This window comes from Comamonas guangdongensis (assembly GCF_041079535.1).
Taxonomy (GTDB): domain Bacteria; phylum Pseudomonadota; class Gammaproteobacteria; order Burkholderiales; family Burkholderiaceae_C; genus Comamonas; species Comamonas guangdongensis.
Window position 1 is genome coordinate 40,110 of the sequence record NZ_JBFYGN010000015.1, and the last position, 16,622, is coordinate 56,731.

16 protein-coding genes and 1 pseudogene are annotated in these 16,622 nt (G+C 61.4%); 10 read left to right on the forward strand and 7 right to left on the reverse strand.

What is annotated here, in order from left to right; all coding sequences use genetic code 11:
- Positions 1–18: 18 nt before the first annotated feature.
- Both AB6724_RS13690 and AB6724_RS13695 read left to right on the forward strand, forming a co-directional pair.
- On the forward strand, positions 19–1,428 hold the full coding sequence (locus AB6724_RS13690) for an ATP-binding protein (protein ID WP_369339085.1): 1,410 nt from the start codon (positions 19–21) through the stop codon (positions 1,426–1,428).
- Positions 1,425–3,308 (forward strand): DAHL domain-containing sensor histidine kinase, encoded by a 1,884-nt coding sequence (locus tag AB6724_RS13695; protein ID WP_369339086.1) that lies wholly within the window; start codon positions 1,425–1,427, stop codon positions 3,306–3,308. The genes AB6724_RS13690 and AB6724_RS13695 overlap by 4 nt, the downstream gene beginning before the upstream one ends.
- Positions 3,309–3,836: 528 nt before the next feature.
- Here AB6724_RS13695 and AB6724_RS13700 read toward each other — a convergent pair.
- Positions 3,837–4,430 carry a ferritin-like domain-containing protein gene (locus AB6724_RS13700; RefSeq protein WP_369339087.1) on the reverse strand — a complete coding sequence of 198 codons (594 nt, stop codon included), beginning with the start codon at positions 4,428–4,430 and terminating at the stop codon, positions 3,837–3,839.
- Positions 4,431–4,669: 239 nt separating this feature from the next.
- Between AB6724_RS13700 and AB6724_RS13705 the strand changes: the two genes are divergently transcribed.
- Positions 4,670–5,245 (forward strand): RNA polymerase sigma factor, encoded by a 576-nt coding sequence (locus AB6724_RS13705; RefSeq protein WP_369339088.1) that lies wholly within the window; start codon positions 4,670–4,672, stop codon positions 5,243–5,245.
- Between the two features lie 18 nt (positions 5,246–5,263).
- Entirely contained in the window at positions 5,264–6,067 is an 804-nt protein-coding gene (locus AB6724_RS13710) for an anti-sigma factor (protein WP_369339089.1), read from the forward strand.
- Positions 6,068–6,288: 221 nt separating this feature from the next.
- Here the strand turns inward: AB6724_RS13710 and AB6724_RS13715 are convergent, their stop codons facing one another.
- Complete coding sequence (locus AB6724_RS13715) at positions 6,289–7,326, reverse strand: LysR family transcriptional regulator (RefSeq protein ID WP_369339090.1); 1,038 nt, start codon at positions 7,324–7,326, stop codon at positions 6,289–6,291.
- A gap of 51 nt (positions 7,327–7,377) precedes the next feature.
- Between AB6724_RS13715 and AB6724_RS13720 the strand changes: the two genes are divergently transcribed.
- Positions 7,378–7,842 (forward strand): (2Fe-2S)-binding protein, encoded by a 465-nt coding sequence (locus tag AB6724_RS13720; RefSeq protein ID WP_369339091.1) that lies wholly within the window; start codon positions 7,378–7,380, stop codon positions 7,840–7,842.
- Between the two features lie 17 nt (positions 7,843–7,859).
- A complete protein-coding gene (locus AB6724_RS13725; protein ID WP_369339092.1) occupies positions 7,860–10,121 on the forward strand; it encodes a xanthine dehydrogenase family protein molybdopterin-binding subunit in 2,262 nt (753 codons plus the stop codon).
- Positions 10,122–10,331: 210 nt separating this feature from the next.
- Here AB6724_RS13725 and AB6724_RS13730 read toward each other — a convergent pair whose 3' ends face one another.
- Positions 10,332–11,102, reverse strand: a complete 771-nt coding sequence (locus tag AB6724_RS13730) for an SDR family NAD(P)-dependent oxidoreductase (protein ID WP_369339093.1) — start codon at positions 11,100–11,102, stop codon at positions 10,332–10,334.
- 244 nt (positions 11,103–11,346) lie between these two features.
- Between AB6724_RS13730 and AB6724_RS13735 the strand changes: the two genes are divergently transcribed.
- From AB6724_RS13735 to AB6724_RS13750, 4 genes and pseudogenes are all read left to right on the forward strand, one after another.
- Positions 11,347–11,832: an SDR family NAD(P)-dependent oxidoreductase gene (locus AB6724_RS13735; RefSeq protein ID WP_369339094.1), complete on the forward strand. Its 486-nt coding sequence runs from the start codon at positions 11,347–11,349 to the stop codon at positions 11,830–11,832.
- A complete protein-coding gene (locus tag AB6724_RS13740; RefSeq protein WP_369339095.1) occupies positions 11,820–12,110 on the forward strand; it encodes an SDR family oxidoreductase in 291 nt (96 codons plus the stop codon). Before AB6724_RS13735 ends, AB6724_RS13740 begins: the two co-directional genes overlap by 13 nt.
- 63 nt (positions 12,111–12,173) lie before the next feature.
- A pseudogene (locus tag AB6724_RS13745) lies at positions 12,174–12,418 on the forward strand (transposase); the annotation flags it as partial.
- A gap of 124 nt (positions 12,419–12,542) precedes the next feature.
- Entirely contained in the window at positions 12,543–12,728 is a 186-nt protein-coding gene (locus tag AB6724_RS13750) for a YciI family protein (protein WP_439329869.1), read from the forward strand.
- A 92-nt stretch (positions 12,729–12,820) separates the two neighbouring features.
- Here the strand turns inward: AB6724_RS13750 and AB6724_RS13755 are convergent, their stop codons facing one another.
- The 4 genes from AB6724_RS13755 to AB6724_RS13770 all read right to left on the reverse strand — a co-directional run bounded on the left by AB6724_RS13755 (position 12,821) and on the right by AB6724_RS13770 (position 16,585).
- Entirely contained in the window at positions 12,821–13,837 is a 1,017-nt protein-coding gene (locus AB6724_RS13755; RefSeq protein WP_369339096.1) for a Bug family tripartite tricarboxylate transporter substrate binding protein, read from the reverse strand.
- Positions 13,838–13,930: 93 nt separating this feature from the next.
- Entirely contained in the window at positions 13,931–15,133 is a 1,203-nt protein-coding gene (gene pcaF, locus AB6724_RS13760) for a 3-oxoadipyl-CoA thiolase (protein ID WP_369339097.1), read from the reverse strand.
- 74 nt (positions 15,134–15,207) lie between these two features.
- Entirely contained in the window at positions 15,208–15,864 is a 657-nt protein-coding gene (locus tag AB6724_RS13765) for a 3-oxoacid CoA-transferase subunit B (RefSeq protein ID WP_369339098.1), read from the reverse strand.
- 19 nt (positions 15,865–15,883) lie between these two features.
- A complete protein-coding gene (locus AB6724_RS13770) occupies positions 15,884–16,585 on the reverse strand; it encodes a 3-oxoacid CoA-transferase subunit A (RefSeq protein ID WP_369339099.1) in 702 nt (233 codons plus the stop codon).
- Between the last annotated feature and the right edge of the window lie 37 nt (positions 16,586–16,622).

The window sequence follows — 16,622 nt, forward strand, 5'->3', positions numbered from 1 at the left end:
TGCAAAGGAACCGACACCATGAAGAACCGGCGTATTCTGCTTGTGGACGACATGCCTTCCATCCACGAAGACTATCGCAAGGTGCTGCAGCGGGACAGCTCCTCGCCGGAACTGGAAGCTGCCGAAGCCGTGCTGTTCGGCGACACGGCCTCGTCATCCGCGTCCAGTTTCGTGCTGGACTCCGCTTATCAAGGGCAGGAGGCGCTCGCGCTACTCATCCGGGCCCAGGAGTCCGGTGCCCCGTACGCCCTCGCCTTCGTCGACATGCGCATGCCGCCAGGCTGGGACGGCATCGAGACCATCGAACGGCTCTGGGCACAGGACCCGCAGCTGCAGGTAGTGGTGTGCACGGCCTATTCGGATCACTCGTGGACCGAGATCCTGGAGAGGCTCGATACCAAGGACCGCCTGCTGATCCTCAAGAAACCGTTCGACCCCATCGAGGTGCGCCAGCTCGCCTCGGCACTGACGGAAAAATGGCACTTGGCCCGGCAGGCGGCCCGCCACACCGGACAGCTGGAACGCACGGTCCAAGAACGCACCCACGATCTCGAAGCTGCGAACAACGCACTCCACGCAGAAATCAGGGAGCGCAAGCAGCTCGAAGCGCAACTGGTGCAGACTGAGAAGATGTCCGCGCTGGGCCAGCTCGTGGCAGGCATCGCCCACGAGATCAACAATCCCATCGGATTCGTGATGTCGAACCTCGGTACGCTGCAGCGCTATACCGATAGTCTGCTCAGACTGATTGATGCCTACAAGGCGGCGGAGTCCAGCCTCGGCTCACTCACCTTGTCCGCCGATCTGGCCGCGCAGCGGAAGGCCGTGGACCTCGACTATCTGGTCGAGGATATTCCCATCCTGCTGCGGGAATCGCTGGATGGCGCGGTACGCGTCCGCCAGATCGTGCAGGACCTCAAGGACTTCTCCCGGGCCGAGTCCACGCAGGACTGGATAGACGCCGACCTGCACCAGGGCATCGACTCCTCCATCAACATCGCCGCGGCCGAGATCAAGTACACGGCCGACGTGGTCAAGGACTACGGCTCGCTCCCCCTGATCCAATGCCTGCCCGCGCAGATCAACCAGGTGGTCATGAACCTCGTGGTGAACGCGGCCCAAGCCATGGGGCCCGAGCGCGGCACGCTGACCATCCGTACGGGCACGGGCGATGCCGAGGCATGGTTCGAGGTGGCCGATACGGGCAAGGGCATCCCCCCCCACATGCTTCACCGCATCTTCGACCCCTTCTTCACCACCAAGCCCGTGGGCCAGGGCACGGGGCTGGGGCTCTCCATCAGCTACGGCATTGTCAAGCGCCACCATGGTCGCATCGATGTGCACAGCGAAATCGACCAGGGCACGACGTTCCGCGTCACGCTGCCGATCCGCCAGCCTCAGGAAGCCGTTGCCCGGGAGGCCGCATGAATACCGCGGTCCTGCCCCAGGCCTCCGATCTCCCAGCCCCGCGCAGGGCCGGGCCTGCACCAGTGCGCGGTGCGGCAGCTTGGCGCTCACCGCAGTGGCGTATCGCGGCGTTGGCGCTGGTGCTCTTGGCTATCTTCGGAGCCCTGCTGGCTCAGACGCGCAGCGGCGGGGGGGAGCACTATTTCGAGAGCTCGGCGGTCCTGGCCCAGACCCGGCAGCTAGACGATGAGTGGGTACTGGAAGTCCTCAAGACCCAGATCGGCATTGTGCAGGGCTACCACAACTTCGGCGAGGCCCAGCGCAAGGTCCAGGACCACCTTCAGACCTTGCAGGCCCAACTGGCGCTCATGGGCGAGGACAGCCGACCCCTGCTGGATGCCTCCAGCACCGCCCTTCAAGCCGCCGTACAGAGCAAGGCCACTCTGATCGGGCAATTCACGGAACACCACACGCGGCTGCGCGATGCCATGAAACGCGTGCCGATCGCGATGCAGAAACTGCAGGCGGCGCTGTCTGACCGCGCAGCCGCTCCGGTCGCGGCCTCCGCCAGCATGCTGGCGGAAACCAACCGGCTCTTCGCCCGCACCACGGCCTACGGCCAGGGCGCATCGTCCGCACAGGCCTTGGCGCTGAGTGCTGAGTTCACCTTTCTGCTGAGCAGCGAGGAGTCCCGGCTTCTGTCACCTGCGCAGCGCGCACGGCTGACCAGCTTTGTGGACCTGGTGCATACCATGCTTCAGGAACAGATCACCGTGCACGATCTGCTGGCGCAGATCGCTGCCGTCCCCACCGACAAGTACTTCGATGAGATCACGGCCACGCTGAACGAAGAACAAAGGCGCACCACCGAGCATGTGCAGCAGTACCGCCTGTACATGCTCGGCTTCTCCGCTGTGCTGATCGCGCTCTTTATCTACGCGGTCGTACATGTGGTGCGCAGTCATGCCGAGGTTAACCGCGTTAACCGCGCACTGCAGACCATGAACGAGGGGCTGGAACAGCGGGTGCTCGAGCGGACTCGCGAACTGGAGGAGGCTCAGGTCGTCGTGGCGGCCTCGGCCAGGCAGGCAGGAATGGCGGAAATCGCCACCAATGTCCTGCATAACGTCGGCAATGTACTCAACAGCCTCAATGTGTCGACCCAGATCACGATCGACAAGGCCAGGGTCTCCAAACAGGCTGGCGTGGCCCGTGCGGCGCAATTGCTCAAGGAACACGAAGATAGGCTCGGCACCTTCATGAGCGAAGACCCCCGAGGCCAGATGCTGCCCGGCTACCTGGCGCAACTCGCCGCCACGCTGGACTCGGAGCGCGAGGACATGCTGAAGGAGCTCGGCGGCCTGGCGCGCGGCGTGGAGCACATCAAGGACGTTATCGCGATGCAGCAGGCCTACGCAGGCGCCGGCAGCGTGACGGTGGCTTTACACCCCGAGGAGCTTGTGGAGGACGCGCTGCGCATCAGCGCCGACTCGCTCTCGCGCCACCGTATCGTGGTCGAAAAAGACTATGCCGTCACACCCGAGCTATTGCTGGACCGCAGCCGCATCATGCAGATCCTGGTCAACCTGATCAGCAACGCCAAGCAGGCTTACAGGGACATCACTGACCGCCCCCACATTGTGAAGCTGTCCGTCGGGTTGAAGGACGAGCTCCTGCGCATCAGTGTGGCGGACAATGGCGTCGGCATCACGACGCAGCACATGGAGCGTATCTTTGCCCACGGCTTCACTACGAAGCCCGACGGCCATGGCTTCGGCCTGCACAGCGCGGTCATTGCGGCCCAGGAGATGGGAGGGACGCTGTCTGCGTTTAGCGATGGCGCGGACAAAGGGGCGCGCTTCACGCTGGAACTGCCTGCCCGCAGAGTCTCTCACGCCTAGCAGCGCAAGAGCGTGCACATTCGCAGGCCTGGAACCAAGAGGCGCAACTAACTGGAGAGTGGAGAGTAGGGCGGATGATCCCATCCGCTGCAAAGCAGACCTAGGGCGGCAGCCTGCGAAAGGCAGCAACGGGTCGTCAGTAGTCCTCGGCCGCCGGCTGCTACCGGCCGATTCTGTTGAAAAACTCCCTAGCACCTCCTTGAATCATGTTTTTGGGAGTGCCTTACCCCTTCCCGCATGTGAGATCGCCGCTCCTAGAGCGATCTGAGAGGTCGATTTTCCGACCGACGTAGGCTGCTCAACAGCTTTCGAGTTTTTCAACAGAATCGGCCAGAAGCAGCCTGTCAACACCTCTTTCTGGGCGAGTGCATGAGGCCAGATTCCAACCCTTCTGGTTGTGACTAGGGGAGTCTTGCCTCATGCAGGCCGCTGTCGACTAGTTCAGTCCCCAATGAGAATTTACTCAAGCGAACTGATGACACAAGGCACTGGTGGCGTGTCCGGTGCCCAGGGTATTGCGAACGACGTTCAGCCACCAAATGACAAGGCATTGGTCGGCAGGGGGCGACCAAGGGCCGAGGTCAATGCAGTGTAGTGCATGCTTTCATCGGCAGCCAGGCGTCCAGCGACCTTGGCCAGGTCACGGCTCTCAAAGGCGGTAATGACGCCCAGGTAGGCATTGGTCGCTCCGAGCTCCAGTCGTGCTGCGAGTGCCAGTACATCGTTTTGGCTCTTGAGGGTGCCGGCCCTCAGTGACTCGGCATAGGTCTGCATCGAAGCCTCGGCGACCGGCTTGCCTCCCAGTTTTTGGATAGTGGCGATTAAGGCATCACGGTGGGCCTTGTGATGGCTTTGGAATAGCAGTGCTACGTCCAACACCGGCTTTTGCAGCAGGCCGCTTCCCGCCCCCAGCTGATATGCATTGATGGCCTCATGCTCCAAGCCCAGGGCCACATTGAGGATGGACACATCCCTGGCCGGATCGTTGCCCATTCCCTGTGCCAAGGCCTCACGGCCCGCGAGCATGGCGACTGCCACTGCGGACAAGGTGCCGGTAGTGCCCAGAAATCCGCGACGCGAGGCCATGGGGGAAGAACGGCCTTCAAAGTAATTGGTGCTCATGATGACTCCTAGTTGCATGTGGGGCTGTGTCGGCACATTGCTGTGTCTGACACTTGGAATACGCAGCCCGCCAGCAACTGGATTCAAGTTTCAGCAAATATTTCTTGAAGGGGGATCGCAGGGTTCCTGCATCCAAAGAGCGCGATGCTGCGTATATGGATATAGGCGAGAGAGGCAAACGCGTTGGCAGCAATCCAACAGCACCGCCGCAAGGAGAGGGTTCTGATCACAATGGCCGAATGAGCACCAATACACCGGACGACGAACTGATGAGCCTGCTAGACCGTGTCGCAGTCGGTGATGAGGCTGCTCTCAAGCATTTGTACGACCAGACCGCTTCGCGGCTGTATGGTCTGGCGCTGCGCATTGTTGGCAACAAGGAATGGGCCGAGGATGTACTACAGGACAGCTTTCTAAGCATCTGGCGCAGCGCGGGAGCATACCGCGACTCACTCAGCCCACCTCTAGCCTGGATGGGGATGGTTGTGCGCAGCCGGGCTCTGGATTTTTTACGCCGACGTCGGTCCGAGCGGCTGCATGTCAACGCTCCAATCGACGACATGGACGCTCTACCGGAGAACCACGATGCGCGGGGCCCCATGCAGTGGGTGGAGGCCAGTGAGCAGGCGACAGCACTACATCAGTGCCTGGAGCGTCTGGAGCATGCACAGCGTCAAATGGTGAGCCTAGCCTACCTGCGCGACCTTAGCCATAGTGAACTGGCCAAGTATCTGAAACTGCCATTGGGTACGGTCAAAACGTGGATGCGTCGCAGCCTGGAGCAACTGCGCAAGTGCATGGCCCGCCATGTGTGAGTACCGGGAGTTGCAATCATGAAACTGACTCAAAATCCCGAACTGTTAGATCGCCTGGCTGCGGCATATGCCTTGGGTTCGTTGCGCGGTGGTGCACGTCGGCGCTTTGAACAGCAGGCGCGCGAGCATGCCCAGGTGCGGGCCGCTGCCCTCCTCTGGCAAGGCCGTTGGTCAGCGTTTGCGGAAGTACAGGCGCCGGTACAGCCAGATCCGGCCGTTTGGGTTCGCATCAACAATCAGCTACAAGCCGATAGAACTACCGCTTTGATGGCTCATCAACGAGAGACTGCCGCGGCCAAGCCGTCTGCGGGCATGCTTGCTTGGTGGCGCAGCGCCGCATTGGCGGGCGGTCTGGCCACCGTGGTCGCGGTATCTGTGGGGTTGTGGTCGCACCAAGGACTGAAGGAGGCCTCGCAGCAGCAACTGTCCTCACTGCAAACACAGCTCCAGACCACACAAACTGCCTTGCAGGCCGTACCTCAGATTCAATATGTGGCGGTACTGGCTGACGGTAAAGCCGATGCCTCCATGCTGGTGACGTTCGATCCTTTGCATAAGCGGCTAGTGCTGCAACGTGTGGGGAGCTACCAGGAAGCCTCGAACAAATCTCTGCAACTGTGGGCTTTGCCTCAGCAAGGTGCACCCCGATCACTGGGGGTGCTGGGCTCCGGACGGCTGGACCAGCTGAGCGCGCAAGAGGCTGAGGTACAGACAGTACCAGCCCTGGCCATCAGCTTAGAGCCTAAGGGAGGAGTTCCCAGCGAAACAGGCCCCACCGGACCAGTGCTGTTTACCGGCGCGTTGATTCGTCGGGATCTATGAGAGGGTATCGAATAAGGAAATTCGTTGGGCACTGCCAACGGACTCGCTCAGAGAGCTTGAGCACCATAGTCGGTAGCAAGCAGCAGCAATTGCTACAAAGCAGCCGTTTCCCTCCGGAAATCAAAAGACTGCAACGAAAGCATGCCGCTCAACACTGAGCGGAACGCAGGTCAAGGATGGTCAGCACCCGCACATGGACTACCCCCGGGCAGGCGACAGGTCTATCTTTTGGACTGCCCATAGGCCAGCTTGGACAAGCCGTTGCGCTGCACATGCCGGACCAGAAAATCCAGAAATATCCGGGTCTTGAGCGGCAGGTGCGTGCGGTGCGGGTAATAGGCATAAAAGCCGGGGAAGCTTGCCCAATAGGGTTTCAGCACCTCAACCAGCTGGCCGGAATCGAATGCCTCGGTCATGGATTCGCGCCAGCCGGTGACCAGGCCGATGCCATCCAGGGCGGCGCGCATGGCCGTGTTGCCGTGGTTGACGGTCAGCGGCCCGCTCACGGCTCGTTCGCTGAGCTTGCCGTCGATATTGAATTCCCACTTGTAGACTGCGCCGCTACTGCTCATGCGGTAGTTGATGCATAGGTGCTGCTGCAACTCATCGGGGTGCTGGGGCATGCCGTGCGTTCTGAGATAGGCAGGGGACGCGCCAAAGCACATGGTCAGGTCCTGCGTGAGTGGCACGGCAACCATATCGCCCTCCAGCGATTCGCCATTGCGTATGCCGATGTCAAACCCTTCTCTCACGATGTCCACAAAACCATCGTCATAGACCAGCTCGACATGAATGTGTGGATGGTGTGCAAAGAACTCGGCGAGCATGGGCTCGACCAGCACCTGGCCTGCGGGGTGGGAGATGGTCAGGCGCAGCGTGCCGCCTTCGACGCCCGCCTTGAGCTGAAGATCCTCTGTCGCCTCGCGCAGGTTGGCGAGAGCCGGGGAAATGCGCTCCAGATAGATTCTTCCGGCTTCTGTCAGATTGACGCTGCGCGTTGTTCGATCGAACAAGCGCACATCCAGACGGGTTTCCAGCTTTTTGATGGTTTGGGACAGCGCGGCCGGCGTGACCCCTATGGCGTGGGCGGCATAGGTCAGACTGCGATGCTGGGCCACTTGCTCAAAGGCAGCAAGATAGGCGAGTATTTCGGGCTTCATACTGTCTATTTTTAAGCAAAGCTTAATAACGTAAATAGATTGCTTGACTTTTTCTTTTGCATTGCCTGGCGCACACTGCGTTTGCTTCGTGCAATGCATGCGCTTGCGCGGTGGCTCCTGCGTTGAATAGCAAACAAGAAAGCACTTCCCATGCCTGTCCAATTCACTCTCAACGGCAAGCCCGCATCGGCCGATGTGGATCCGTCAACGCCCATTCTCTGGACCTTGCGTGACACGCTGGGTATGGCCGGAACCAAATTTGGTTGTGGCATGGCCATGTGCGGTGCGTGCACCGTGCATCTGAACGGCCAGGCCATCCGGTCTTGCATCACGCCCATCTCGGCGGCGCAAGGGCAAAAAATCGACACCATCGAAGCGCAGGCCGCCGACAAGGTGGGTAAGGCCGTTGAGGACGCGTGGGTGCGCAACGATGTGGCGCAATGCGGTTACTGCCAGAGCGGGCAGATCATGAGCGCGACGGCGCTGCTCAAAAGCAATCGCCACCCGAGCGATGCGGATATCGATGCGGCCATGGCGGGCAATATCTGCCGCTGCGGAACCTATGCACGCATCCGTGCCGCCATCCACGATGCAGCCAAAAACCTGTCGGCCTAAAAGAAGGAGCACATCCCATGCCTATACCCAACCACGTTCTTGCGGACCTGCCCAAAGGTCTGCGCACACTGGCTGCCGACGCGATGGATGCCGGTACAAAGCTCGAGCGACGCGAATTTCTCAAGTTGGCGACGGCCTCGGGTTTTGCGTTGGGCATATTTCCCGCAGTTGCACTGGCGCAGGTGAAGAATGACGAACAGGTTTTAGCCAGCGCACTCAAGCCTACCCAGCAGCCAGCGGCGTTTGTGAGGATTGATCGTGACGGTGCGGTGACGGTCACCATCAACCGTCTGGAATTTGGTCAGGGTGTGCAAACCGGCCTGCCCATGGTGCTGGCCGAAGAGCTGGATGCCGATTGGTCCAAGGTGCACAGTGTGCACGGCAATGCCGATCCCGCTTATGTGGATCCGGTCATGGGCATGCACCTGACGGGCGGCTCCACTGCCATCAAGAACTCCTATGTTCAGTATCGGGAGCTGGGGGCGCGCACCCGCGCCATGCTGTTGGCCACGGCCGCCAAGCGCTGGGGTGTCGACCCGCAGTCCCTGCGCACTCAGGCAGGGCAGGTGATCGGGCCGCGGGGCAAGAAGCTGGGCTTCGGCGAGCTGGCAGATGAAGCCATGAAGATGCCTGTTCCGCAGCAGGTGAAGCTCAAGGACGTCAAAGACTTTCGCATCATCGGCCATGCCACGGGGCGGCTGGATGCGCGTGCCAAGTCCAGTGGCAGACAGTCCTACGGCATTGACATGCATCTGCCGGGGATGTTGAGCGCAGTCGTGGCGCATCCACCGGTGTATGGCAGCAAGATTCAAGCGGTGGACGATGCGGCAGCCAAAGCCGTCAAGGGCGTGCGTGCGGTGCTCCGCGTGCCCAGCGTGTGGGGCGGCGAGCTGGTCGCGGTGCTGGCCGATGGTTACTGGCCCGCCAAGCAGGGACGCGATGCCCTGAAAATCCAATGGGACAGCAGTGCCGTGGGCAAGGTCGATTCGGCCCGGCAATTGGCTCAATATCGCGAGTTGGCCGGCAAGCCGGGGGCGCTTAAATTCGATGCCGATGTTTCGGCACTGAGCGCTGCGGCTCACAAAATCAGTGCCGAATATGTGTTCCCCTATCTTGCCCACACGCCGATGGAGCCGTTGAACTGCACGGTGCGCGTGACCGGTGCAGGCAAGGACGCCAAGGTTGAGCTATGGCTGGGCACGCAGGCTCCGGGCTGGGAAGTGGCGACGGCTGCACGCGTGCTTGGGGTGGCACCGGAGAGCGTCCGCGTCAATGTGCAGATGGCGGGTGGTGGTTTCGGTCGCCGTGCCAACCCGCGCAGCGACTATGTGGCCGAGGCCTGCGAGATTGCCAAGGCCGCTAGGGCATCTGGCATTGACGCCCCGGTGCGCATGATCTGGAGCCGCGAGGACGATGTGAAAGGGGGCTATTACCGGCCCATGCATGTGCATCGCGCCGAGATAGGCCTTGACGAGAAGGGAAAGGTGATCGCCTGGGATCATGTGATCGTAGGCCAGTCGCTTGCCAAAGGCACGGCGTTTGAAGGCTTCATGCTCAAGGACGGAGTGGATACCACCACGGTTGAAGGCATGAAGGAGCCCTACGACCTGCCGATGCGGCTTTCGGTGCATCACCCCGAGCTCAATGCGCCGGTGCTCTGGTGGCGTAGCGTGGGGTCTACACACACGGCTTATGTGATGGAGACCTTGATTGACGAGATCGCTCGGGCAGTCAAACAGGATCCTGTCGCCTATAGGCTGCAACAGTTTGGCAGCCAGCATCCGCGACACAAGGCCGCGTTGCAGCTGGCTGTCGAAAAGTCGGGCTACGGCAAACGGCAGTTGGCCGCAGGCAGGGCCTGGGGCGTGGCCGTGCATCAGTCTTTCGATTCGGTGGTTGCCTATGTGGTGGAAGCATCGATGAAAGATGGGGCTCCCAAGCTGCATGCGGTTACAGCCGGTGTGCATTGCAATCTGGCGGTGAACCCGCGAAGCGTCGAGGCTCAGGTGCAGGGCGGGGCCTTGATGGGCCTGGGCATGTGTTTGCCCGGGGCTGCGATCACATTCAAGGATGGGCAGGTGGAGCAGGGCAACTTCAACGATTACACCGTGGCCCGCTTGACGGACATGCCCGCGATTGCCGTGCATATCGTACCCAGTGCCGATGCTCCCACCGGCATGGGCGAGCCGGGTGTGCCGCCGCTGGCGCCGGCATTTGCCAATGCCATCGCCAAGCTAACCGGTCATACGCCGCGCGAACTTCCCTTCCGGGCAGCGTAAGAGAGTGGATCACACCGGTTGGCAACTGGCGGCAAGCAGCTTGCCTGTTGCCGATCGGTGGGTGGACTGCTCCTAGACAGGCAGACAGCTCGGTCATTGTTGAGCATGAGGGACAGTGCGAAGATAGAGCGGGGCTGTCTACCTGCCTGGGGGCAGTCCAAGCGGCTCTAAGAGCCTACCTTGGACAAGAACAGCCAAAGGCCTCCGCAGTCAAGAACGCTGCGAGGAGATGTTTCCCCCATCGACCACCAGCTCTGCTGCTGTGATGTAGCTGGCCTCGTCCGACAGCAGAAATCGCACAACCCTGCCAATTTCCTCTGGCATGCCCAGACGACCCAACAAGATCCTGCGCTCGAAGGTGCCGGGCGGAAGCGCCTGAACCGTCGGCATCACCATGGGCGTGAGGATCTGGCCAGGTGACACTGCATTGATACGCACCTTGTCCATTGCCAAGCGGTCAGCCAGCGAACGAATCAGTGACAGCATTCCTCCTTTGGCGGCGCTATAGATCGGATTGATGCTGTTGCCCAAGGTTGCATTGATCGAGGCGATACCAACCACTGCCGAGCCTGGGTTGGCGCGGAAGTCCGGTAGCAGGGCCTGTGTCAACAACGCCAGCGGACGCAGATGCACATTCATGCCAGCATCCCAGTTTTCCGGCGTGATGCCGTCCAGCGAGCCCATGTCCACCGTGCCTGCAGCATGCACCAGTCCCCCGATACATGGCAAAGCGGCACGGGCCTGATCGAGTGCCGGGGCTAGCGCTGCGGCATCACGCAGATCGACACCCACCCCCACCGCAGCCACACCGAATTCACGATGAATGGCGTCGGCAGCGGCCTGCGCCTTGGCGCCATCGATGTCAAACAAAGCCACTGGGCGGCCTACAACAGCAAGCGAGCGAGCGCTGGCCAGCCCGATGCCAGAAGCTCCACCAGTGATGACGACTCCCGTTTGTGGAGAATTCAATTGCGGATGCATAACCACCTCACGATAAAAAAGGAATTGCCGTCAAACGGCTGCAGCATGGGACCACCTTCCGCCCATAGCAGCAGCGGCCAAGTCTTTCGGACTCATGCGCTCCACCCTCGGTGCCCGGTCCCAGCAAATGGCCAAAGCATAGAAAGCTTTGCCTTGGCATCCATCATCCAATCAGACTATGAACACATTGAGCAACTTGGCTAGAGTTCGCTGCGCATCGCATATCGACCAAGGAGATATCAAGATGAACTCTCGTTTTGCCAAGCATGTCGCGCTGGTCACTGGTGGTGCCAGCGGCGTGGGATTGGAAGTAGTCAGGCTGTTGCACGCGCAAGGCGCCAGGGTAGCAATCAGCGACATCAATGTTGATGCGGGCATGAGGCTAGTGGCCGAGTTGGGCGAGCGCGCGCACTTCATCCATCACGACGTGAGCAGCGAAGAGTCCTGGCAAACGGTCATTTCTGACGTCCTGAAGACCTTTGGTGAGCTCAATGTGCTTGTGAACAACGCGGGCATACTGCTGGCCGGTGATATCGAGAACGGCAAGGTTGCCGACTTGCGCAAGCTGCTTCAGGTCAATACCGAATCGGTGTTCATTGGCTGCCAGCAAGGCATCCTAGCCATGAAGGAGCACGGCGGCTCGATCATCAACATCGCATCGCTAGCGTCGTGGATGCCCATGGATAAATTCCGGCCTACAGTGCCAGCAAGGCTGCCGTGGCTGCCTTGACCCGCGCAAGCGCTCTGCATTGCCGCAAACGAGGCTATGCCATCCGCGTCAACTCGGTGCACCCGGATGGCATCTATACGCCCATGTTGCAGGCCACGCACCCGGAGGGCGTGACCAAGGAAATGCTCCTTCACCACCCCAAACTCAATCCTACAGGCCGTACATATATGCCTGAACGTATTGCCCAGCTAGTCGTGTTTCTTGCTTCGGACGAATCCAGCGTCATCAGCGGAGGCGAATTGCATGGGGACAATTCGGTGCTGGGCATGGGCCTGTAACAGACCTTATTCAGCCTTGGTTTGACTGGCATTGTTGCATAAATCGCCTGTTGGCCTCGGGTGATGAGCCAGCCCTCGTCGCCCAAGCCCTGCTGCCGCACCGCCCACTGGAAGCAGTACAGCGCAGCACTCAAGGCTCGGGGCTCCTTGAGCATCTGGCTGGGCAAGACCATGTCTTGGTTTGCCGCTGCCAGCGGCAAACGCGGGCGTAGCCGCAGTTCTCGGATACAGCCATTGAGTTTTGCCTGACCATCAAGAACCTGTTTGGCTTGGCCTTGCGGCAGACCACCGACTTTGTGCAATCTCTGTTTCCCGAGAAGAACGCCCGAGTGCGCAAAGGCGATGCCTTTGCGCACCGCAATGCGGCTATCGCAGCATGCAGGCGCTTTGGTCTATGGAAAGAGCCGGAGCGGCTATCGCCGACGCAGCCTTGTGGAAACCAAGCTGCACGACGACGGTTCCGACCTGGGCGGGGGCCTGTACCTCGTCGATCCGGACACGCGCGAAGCAGCCCAGGCGTTTATCGAGGCCGACCCATTTTTTCAGGCCGGACTCTTTGATAGGGTCAACATCGTCCGCTGGCGCAAGGTCTGGCTGGCCGGTCGCTGGTGTCTGTAGGGGGTCAAGTCCCGAAGCCAATACTTGGAATACTGGAACTCAACGGGTTTCGAGGAATGACCTCAAAAAATCGGCGCTCGTTCAGGGCCGCTCTACATTTCAGCGCCGGAATCCTTGACGACTTTTCCCCACTTCCTGGATTCGGCTGCAATGAATCTGGCGAAGTCTTCCTGACTGTCTATGGCGACGTTGCCGCCCTGATCGGTGATTTTCTTGGCCACCACAGGGTCTTTGAGCACCTTGACAATGGCGGCGTAAAGCTTGGTTTGAACATCGACTGGCGTCTTGGCCGGCACCCACAGGCCAAACCACGAGGTGGCTTCGTAGCCGGGCACACCGGCTTCGGCAATGGTGGGCACATCGGGCAGTTCGGGCGAGCGCTTGGCCGTGGTAATGGCGATGGGGCGCAGCTTGCCCGAGCGCACATGCTGGATGGCCGAGGGCAGGTTGTCGAACATGATGGCGATCTGGTTGCCCAGCAGGTCGGTCATGGCGGGCGCGCTGCCCTTGTAAGGCACATGCATCAGGTCAGTGCCCGTCATGCTGCGAAACAGCTCACCCGAGACATGGGGCGAAGCGCCGGCACCGGGGGAGCCGTAGGCCACTTTGCCCGGATTGGCCTTGGCATAGGCGATCAGTTCCTTGACGCTCTTGAACGGCTGGTTGGGGTGGGACACCAGCAGATTAGGCACCGTGGCCACACGTGTGAGCGGCACGAAATCCTGCACCGGGTCGTAGGGCAGCTTTTTGTACAGTGCCTGGTTGATGGCATGCGTACCCACGGTTCCCATGAACAGGGTGTAGCCGTCGGCTGGCGCCTTGGCGGCCAGTGCCGCGCCGATGTTGCCACCGGCGCCGGGCTTGTTGTCCACCACAATGGGCTGGCCCAGCTCGGCCGTCAGCCCTTGGCTCATGATGCGCGCCAGGATGTCGGTCGTACCGCCGGCGGAGAAGGGCACGACGATGCTGATGGGCTTGTTGGGGAAGTCGCCGCGTGTCTGGGTCTGTGCCCGGACGGCAGGCGCGGTCATGACGCCCAGTGCAGCCATGGAAGCTGCCGCGATGGCCTGCAGGCTGAGGCGGCGGGTGAAGGTTCGGGATGTGCGCATGAATGTCTCCTGATTTTTTGGAGAGCAGGCATTGCCGTGTCAAAGCCTGCTCCTGTTTCTATTCGGTGGAAGTCTCAGATCGTGAACACGTTCTTAGACCTTTTCGAGGATCACGGCGATGCCTTGGCCCACGCCTATGCACATGGTGCACAGCGCGTAGCGGCCGCCCAGCGTGTGCAGTTGGTTCACTGCGGTGGTTGCCAGGCGTGCGCCCGAGGCGCCGAGTGGATGGCCCAGCGCAATGGCGCCACCCCATTGGTTGACGCGCTGGTCGTCGTCGGCGATGCCGAGGTCGCGCATCACGGCCAGGCCTTGTGCGGCAAAGGCTTCGTTGAGTTCGATTACGTCCATCTGGGCCAGCGAAAGACCGGTGAGCTGCAACACCTTGCGCACTGCGGGCGCCGGGCCGAAGCCCATGATGCGTGGCGCCACGCCGGCCGTGGCCATGCCGACCACGCGGGCGCGCGGCACCAGACCGTACTGCTTGGCGGCCTCCTCATTGGCCAGCAGCAGCGCGCAGGCACCGTCGTTCACGCCGCTGGCATTGCCGGCGGTCACCGTGCCATTTTCGCGAACCACGCCCTTGAGCTTGGCCAGCGCCTCGATGGTGGTGGCGCGCGGGTGCTCGTCCTGGCTCACCATGATGGGGTCGCCCTTTTTCTGGGCAATGGATACAGGTACGATTTCCTGGGCCAGGTAGCCTGCGGCGATGGCGGCGGCAGCCTTTTGCTGCGATGCCAGCGCCATGCGGTCCTGGGCTTCGCGCTCGATCTTGAAATCGTCGGCCACGTTCTCGGCCGTTTCGGGCATGGAATCCACGCCGTACTGCGCCTTCATCAGCTTGTTGACGAAGCGCCAGCCGATGGTGGTGTCGTACACCGCGTTGCTGCGGCTGAAGGCGCTTTCGGCCTTGGGCATGACGAAGGGCGCGCGGCTCATGCTCTCCACGCCGCCGGCGATCATCAGGCGGGCTTCGCCGGCCTTGATGGCGCGCGCAGCTGTACCCACGGCGTCCAGGCCCGAGCCGCACAGGCGGTTGATGGTGGCGCCGGGTACGGCGATGGGCAGGCCGGCCAGCAGCGCCGACATGCGCGCGACGTTGCGGTTGTCCTCGCCGGCCTGGTTGGCGCAGCCGTAGAGCACATCGGCCACGGCGCTCCAATCGACATCTGGATTGCGTTCCATCAGTGCCTTGATGGGCACGGCGCCGAGGTCGTCGGTGCGCACGCCAGCAAGGGAGCCGCCGTAGCGGCCGAAGGGGGTGCGCACGGCGTCGCAGATGAAGGCTTGGGTCATGGTGTCTCCTCAAAAATTCCGGAAAAGATAGCTGCCAGCGCTTGATGGTCAAGGGCTGGACCGCATTTGGATGCTTATTGCTGGATGGCGGGCTGGATGCGCAGGCCGGTCATCTCTTCCAGCTCGGCATGCGAGAGGCCGGGCACGGCATCAATCAGGCGCAGGCCTTGCGGCGTGCACTCCAGCGTGCACAGATCGGTGTAGATGCGCTTGACGCAGGAGAGGCCCGTGATGGGATAGCTGCAGGTATCGACCACCTTGCACTCGCCGGTCTTGGTCAGCAGGTCCATCATCACCCAGGTGGACTTGGCGCCCACGGCCAGGTCCATGGCGCCGCCCACGGCGGGAATGGCGCCGGGCTCGCCGGTGCTCCAGTTGGCGAGGTCGCCGGTGGCAGAGACCTGGAAGGCGCCGAGCACCGAGATGTCGAGATGGCCGCCGCGCATCATGGCGAAACTGTCGGCGTGGTGAAAGTAGCAGCCGCCGGGCCGCAAGGTCACGGGCTGTTTGCCAGCGTTGATCAGGTCGTAGTCTTCCAGTCCCTCAGTGGGCGCAGGGCCCATGCCCAGAATGCCGTTCTCGCTGTGCAAGATGACCTCACAGCCCTCTGGAATGTAGTTGGCCACCTGGGTGGGCATGCCAATGCCAAGGTTGACGTAGGCACCGTCGAAAATGTCCTGTGCCACGCGCTGGGCCAGTTCCTGCTTGCTGCGTTTTTGGTGGCTAGTCACGCTGATGTCTCCTAAGTTTTTATGCTGATTTTTTGAAACCGCCGGCCTGTGTGGCGACACGGGCAATCTTCACGATTTTGTTCACGTAGATGCCGGGGGTTACTACGGCCTCGGGGTCGAGCTGGCCCAGCTCCACAATCTCGTGCACGGTGGCGATGGTGCGCTTGGCCGCGGCCGCCATGACCGGGCCGAAATTGCGTGCGGCCATGCGGTAATTGAGATTGCCCCAGCGGTCGCCCGTCTCGGCCTTGATCAGCGCCACGTCGCCGTGGATGGGGTACTCGAGTACGTAGTGCCTGCCGTTGATTTCGCGCGTTTCCTTGCCCTTGGCCAGTTCTGTGCCGTAGCCCGTGGGGCAGAAGAAGGCGCCGATGCCAGCGCCGGCAGCGCGCATGCGCTCGGCCAGATTGCCCTGAGGCACGAGTTCCAGTTCGATCTTGCCGTTGCGGTACAGCGCATCGAATACCCAGCTGTCGGCCTGACGCGGGAAGCTGCAGATGATCTTGCGCACTGCGCCGCTTTCGAGCAGTGCGGCCAAGCCCGTGTCACCGTTGCCGGCGTTGTTGTTGACCACGGTGAGCTCACGCGCGCCTTGCCCGATCAAACCGTCGATGAGTTCGGCGGGAATGCCCGAGGTGCCGAAGCCGCCGATCAGCACGGTGGAGCCGTCCTCTATGCCCGATAGCGCATCGGCAATGGTGTCGGCAATTTTGTTGATCACTTTGATATCTCCTTCCTAGCGAAATCGCTGGCCTTGC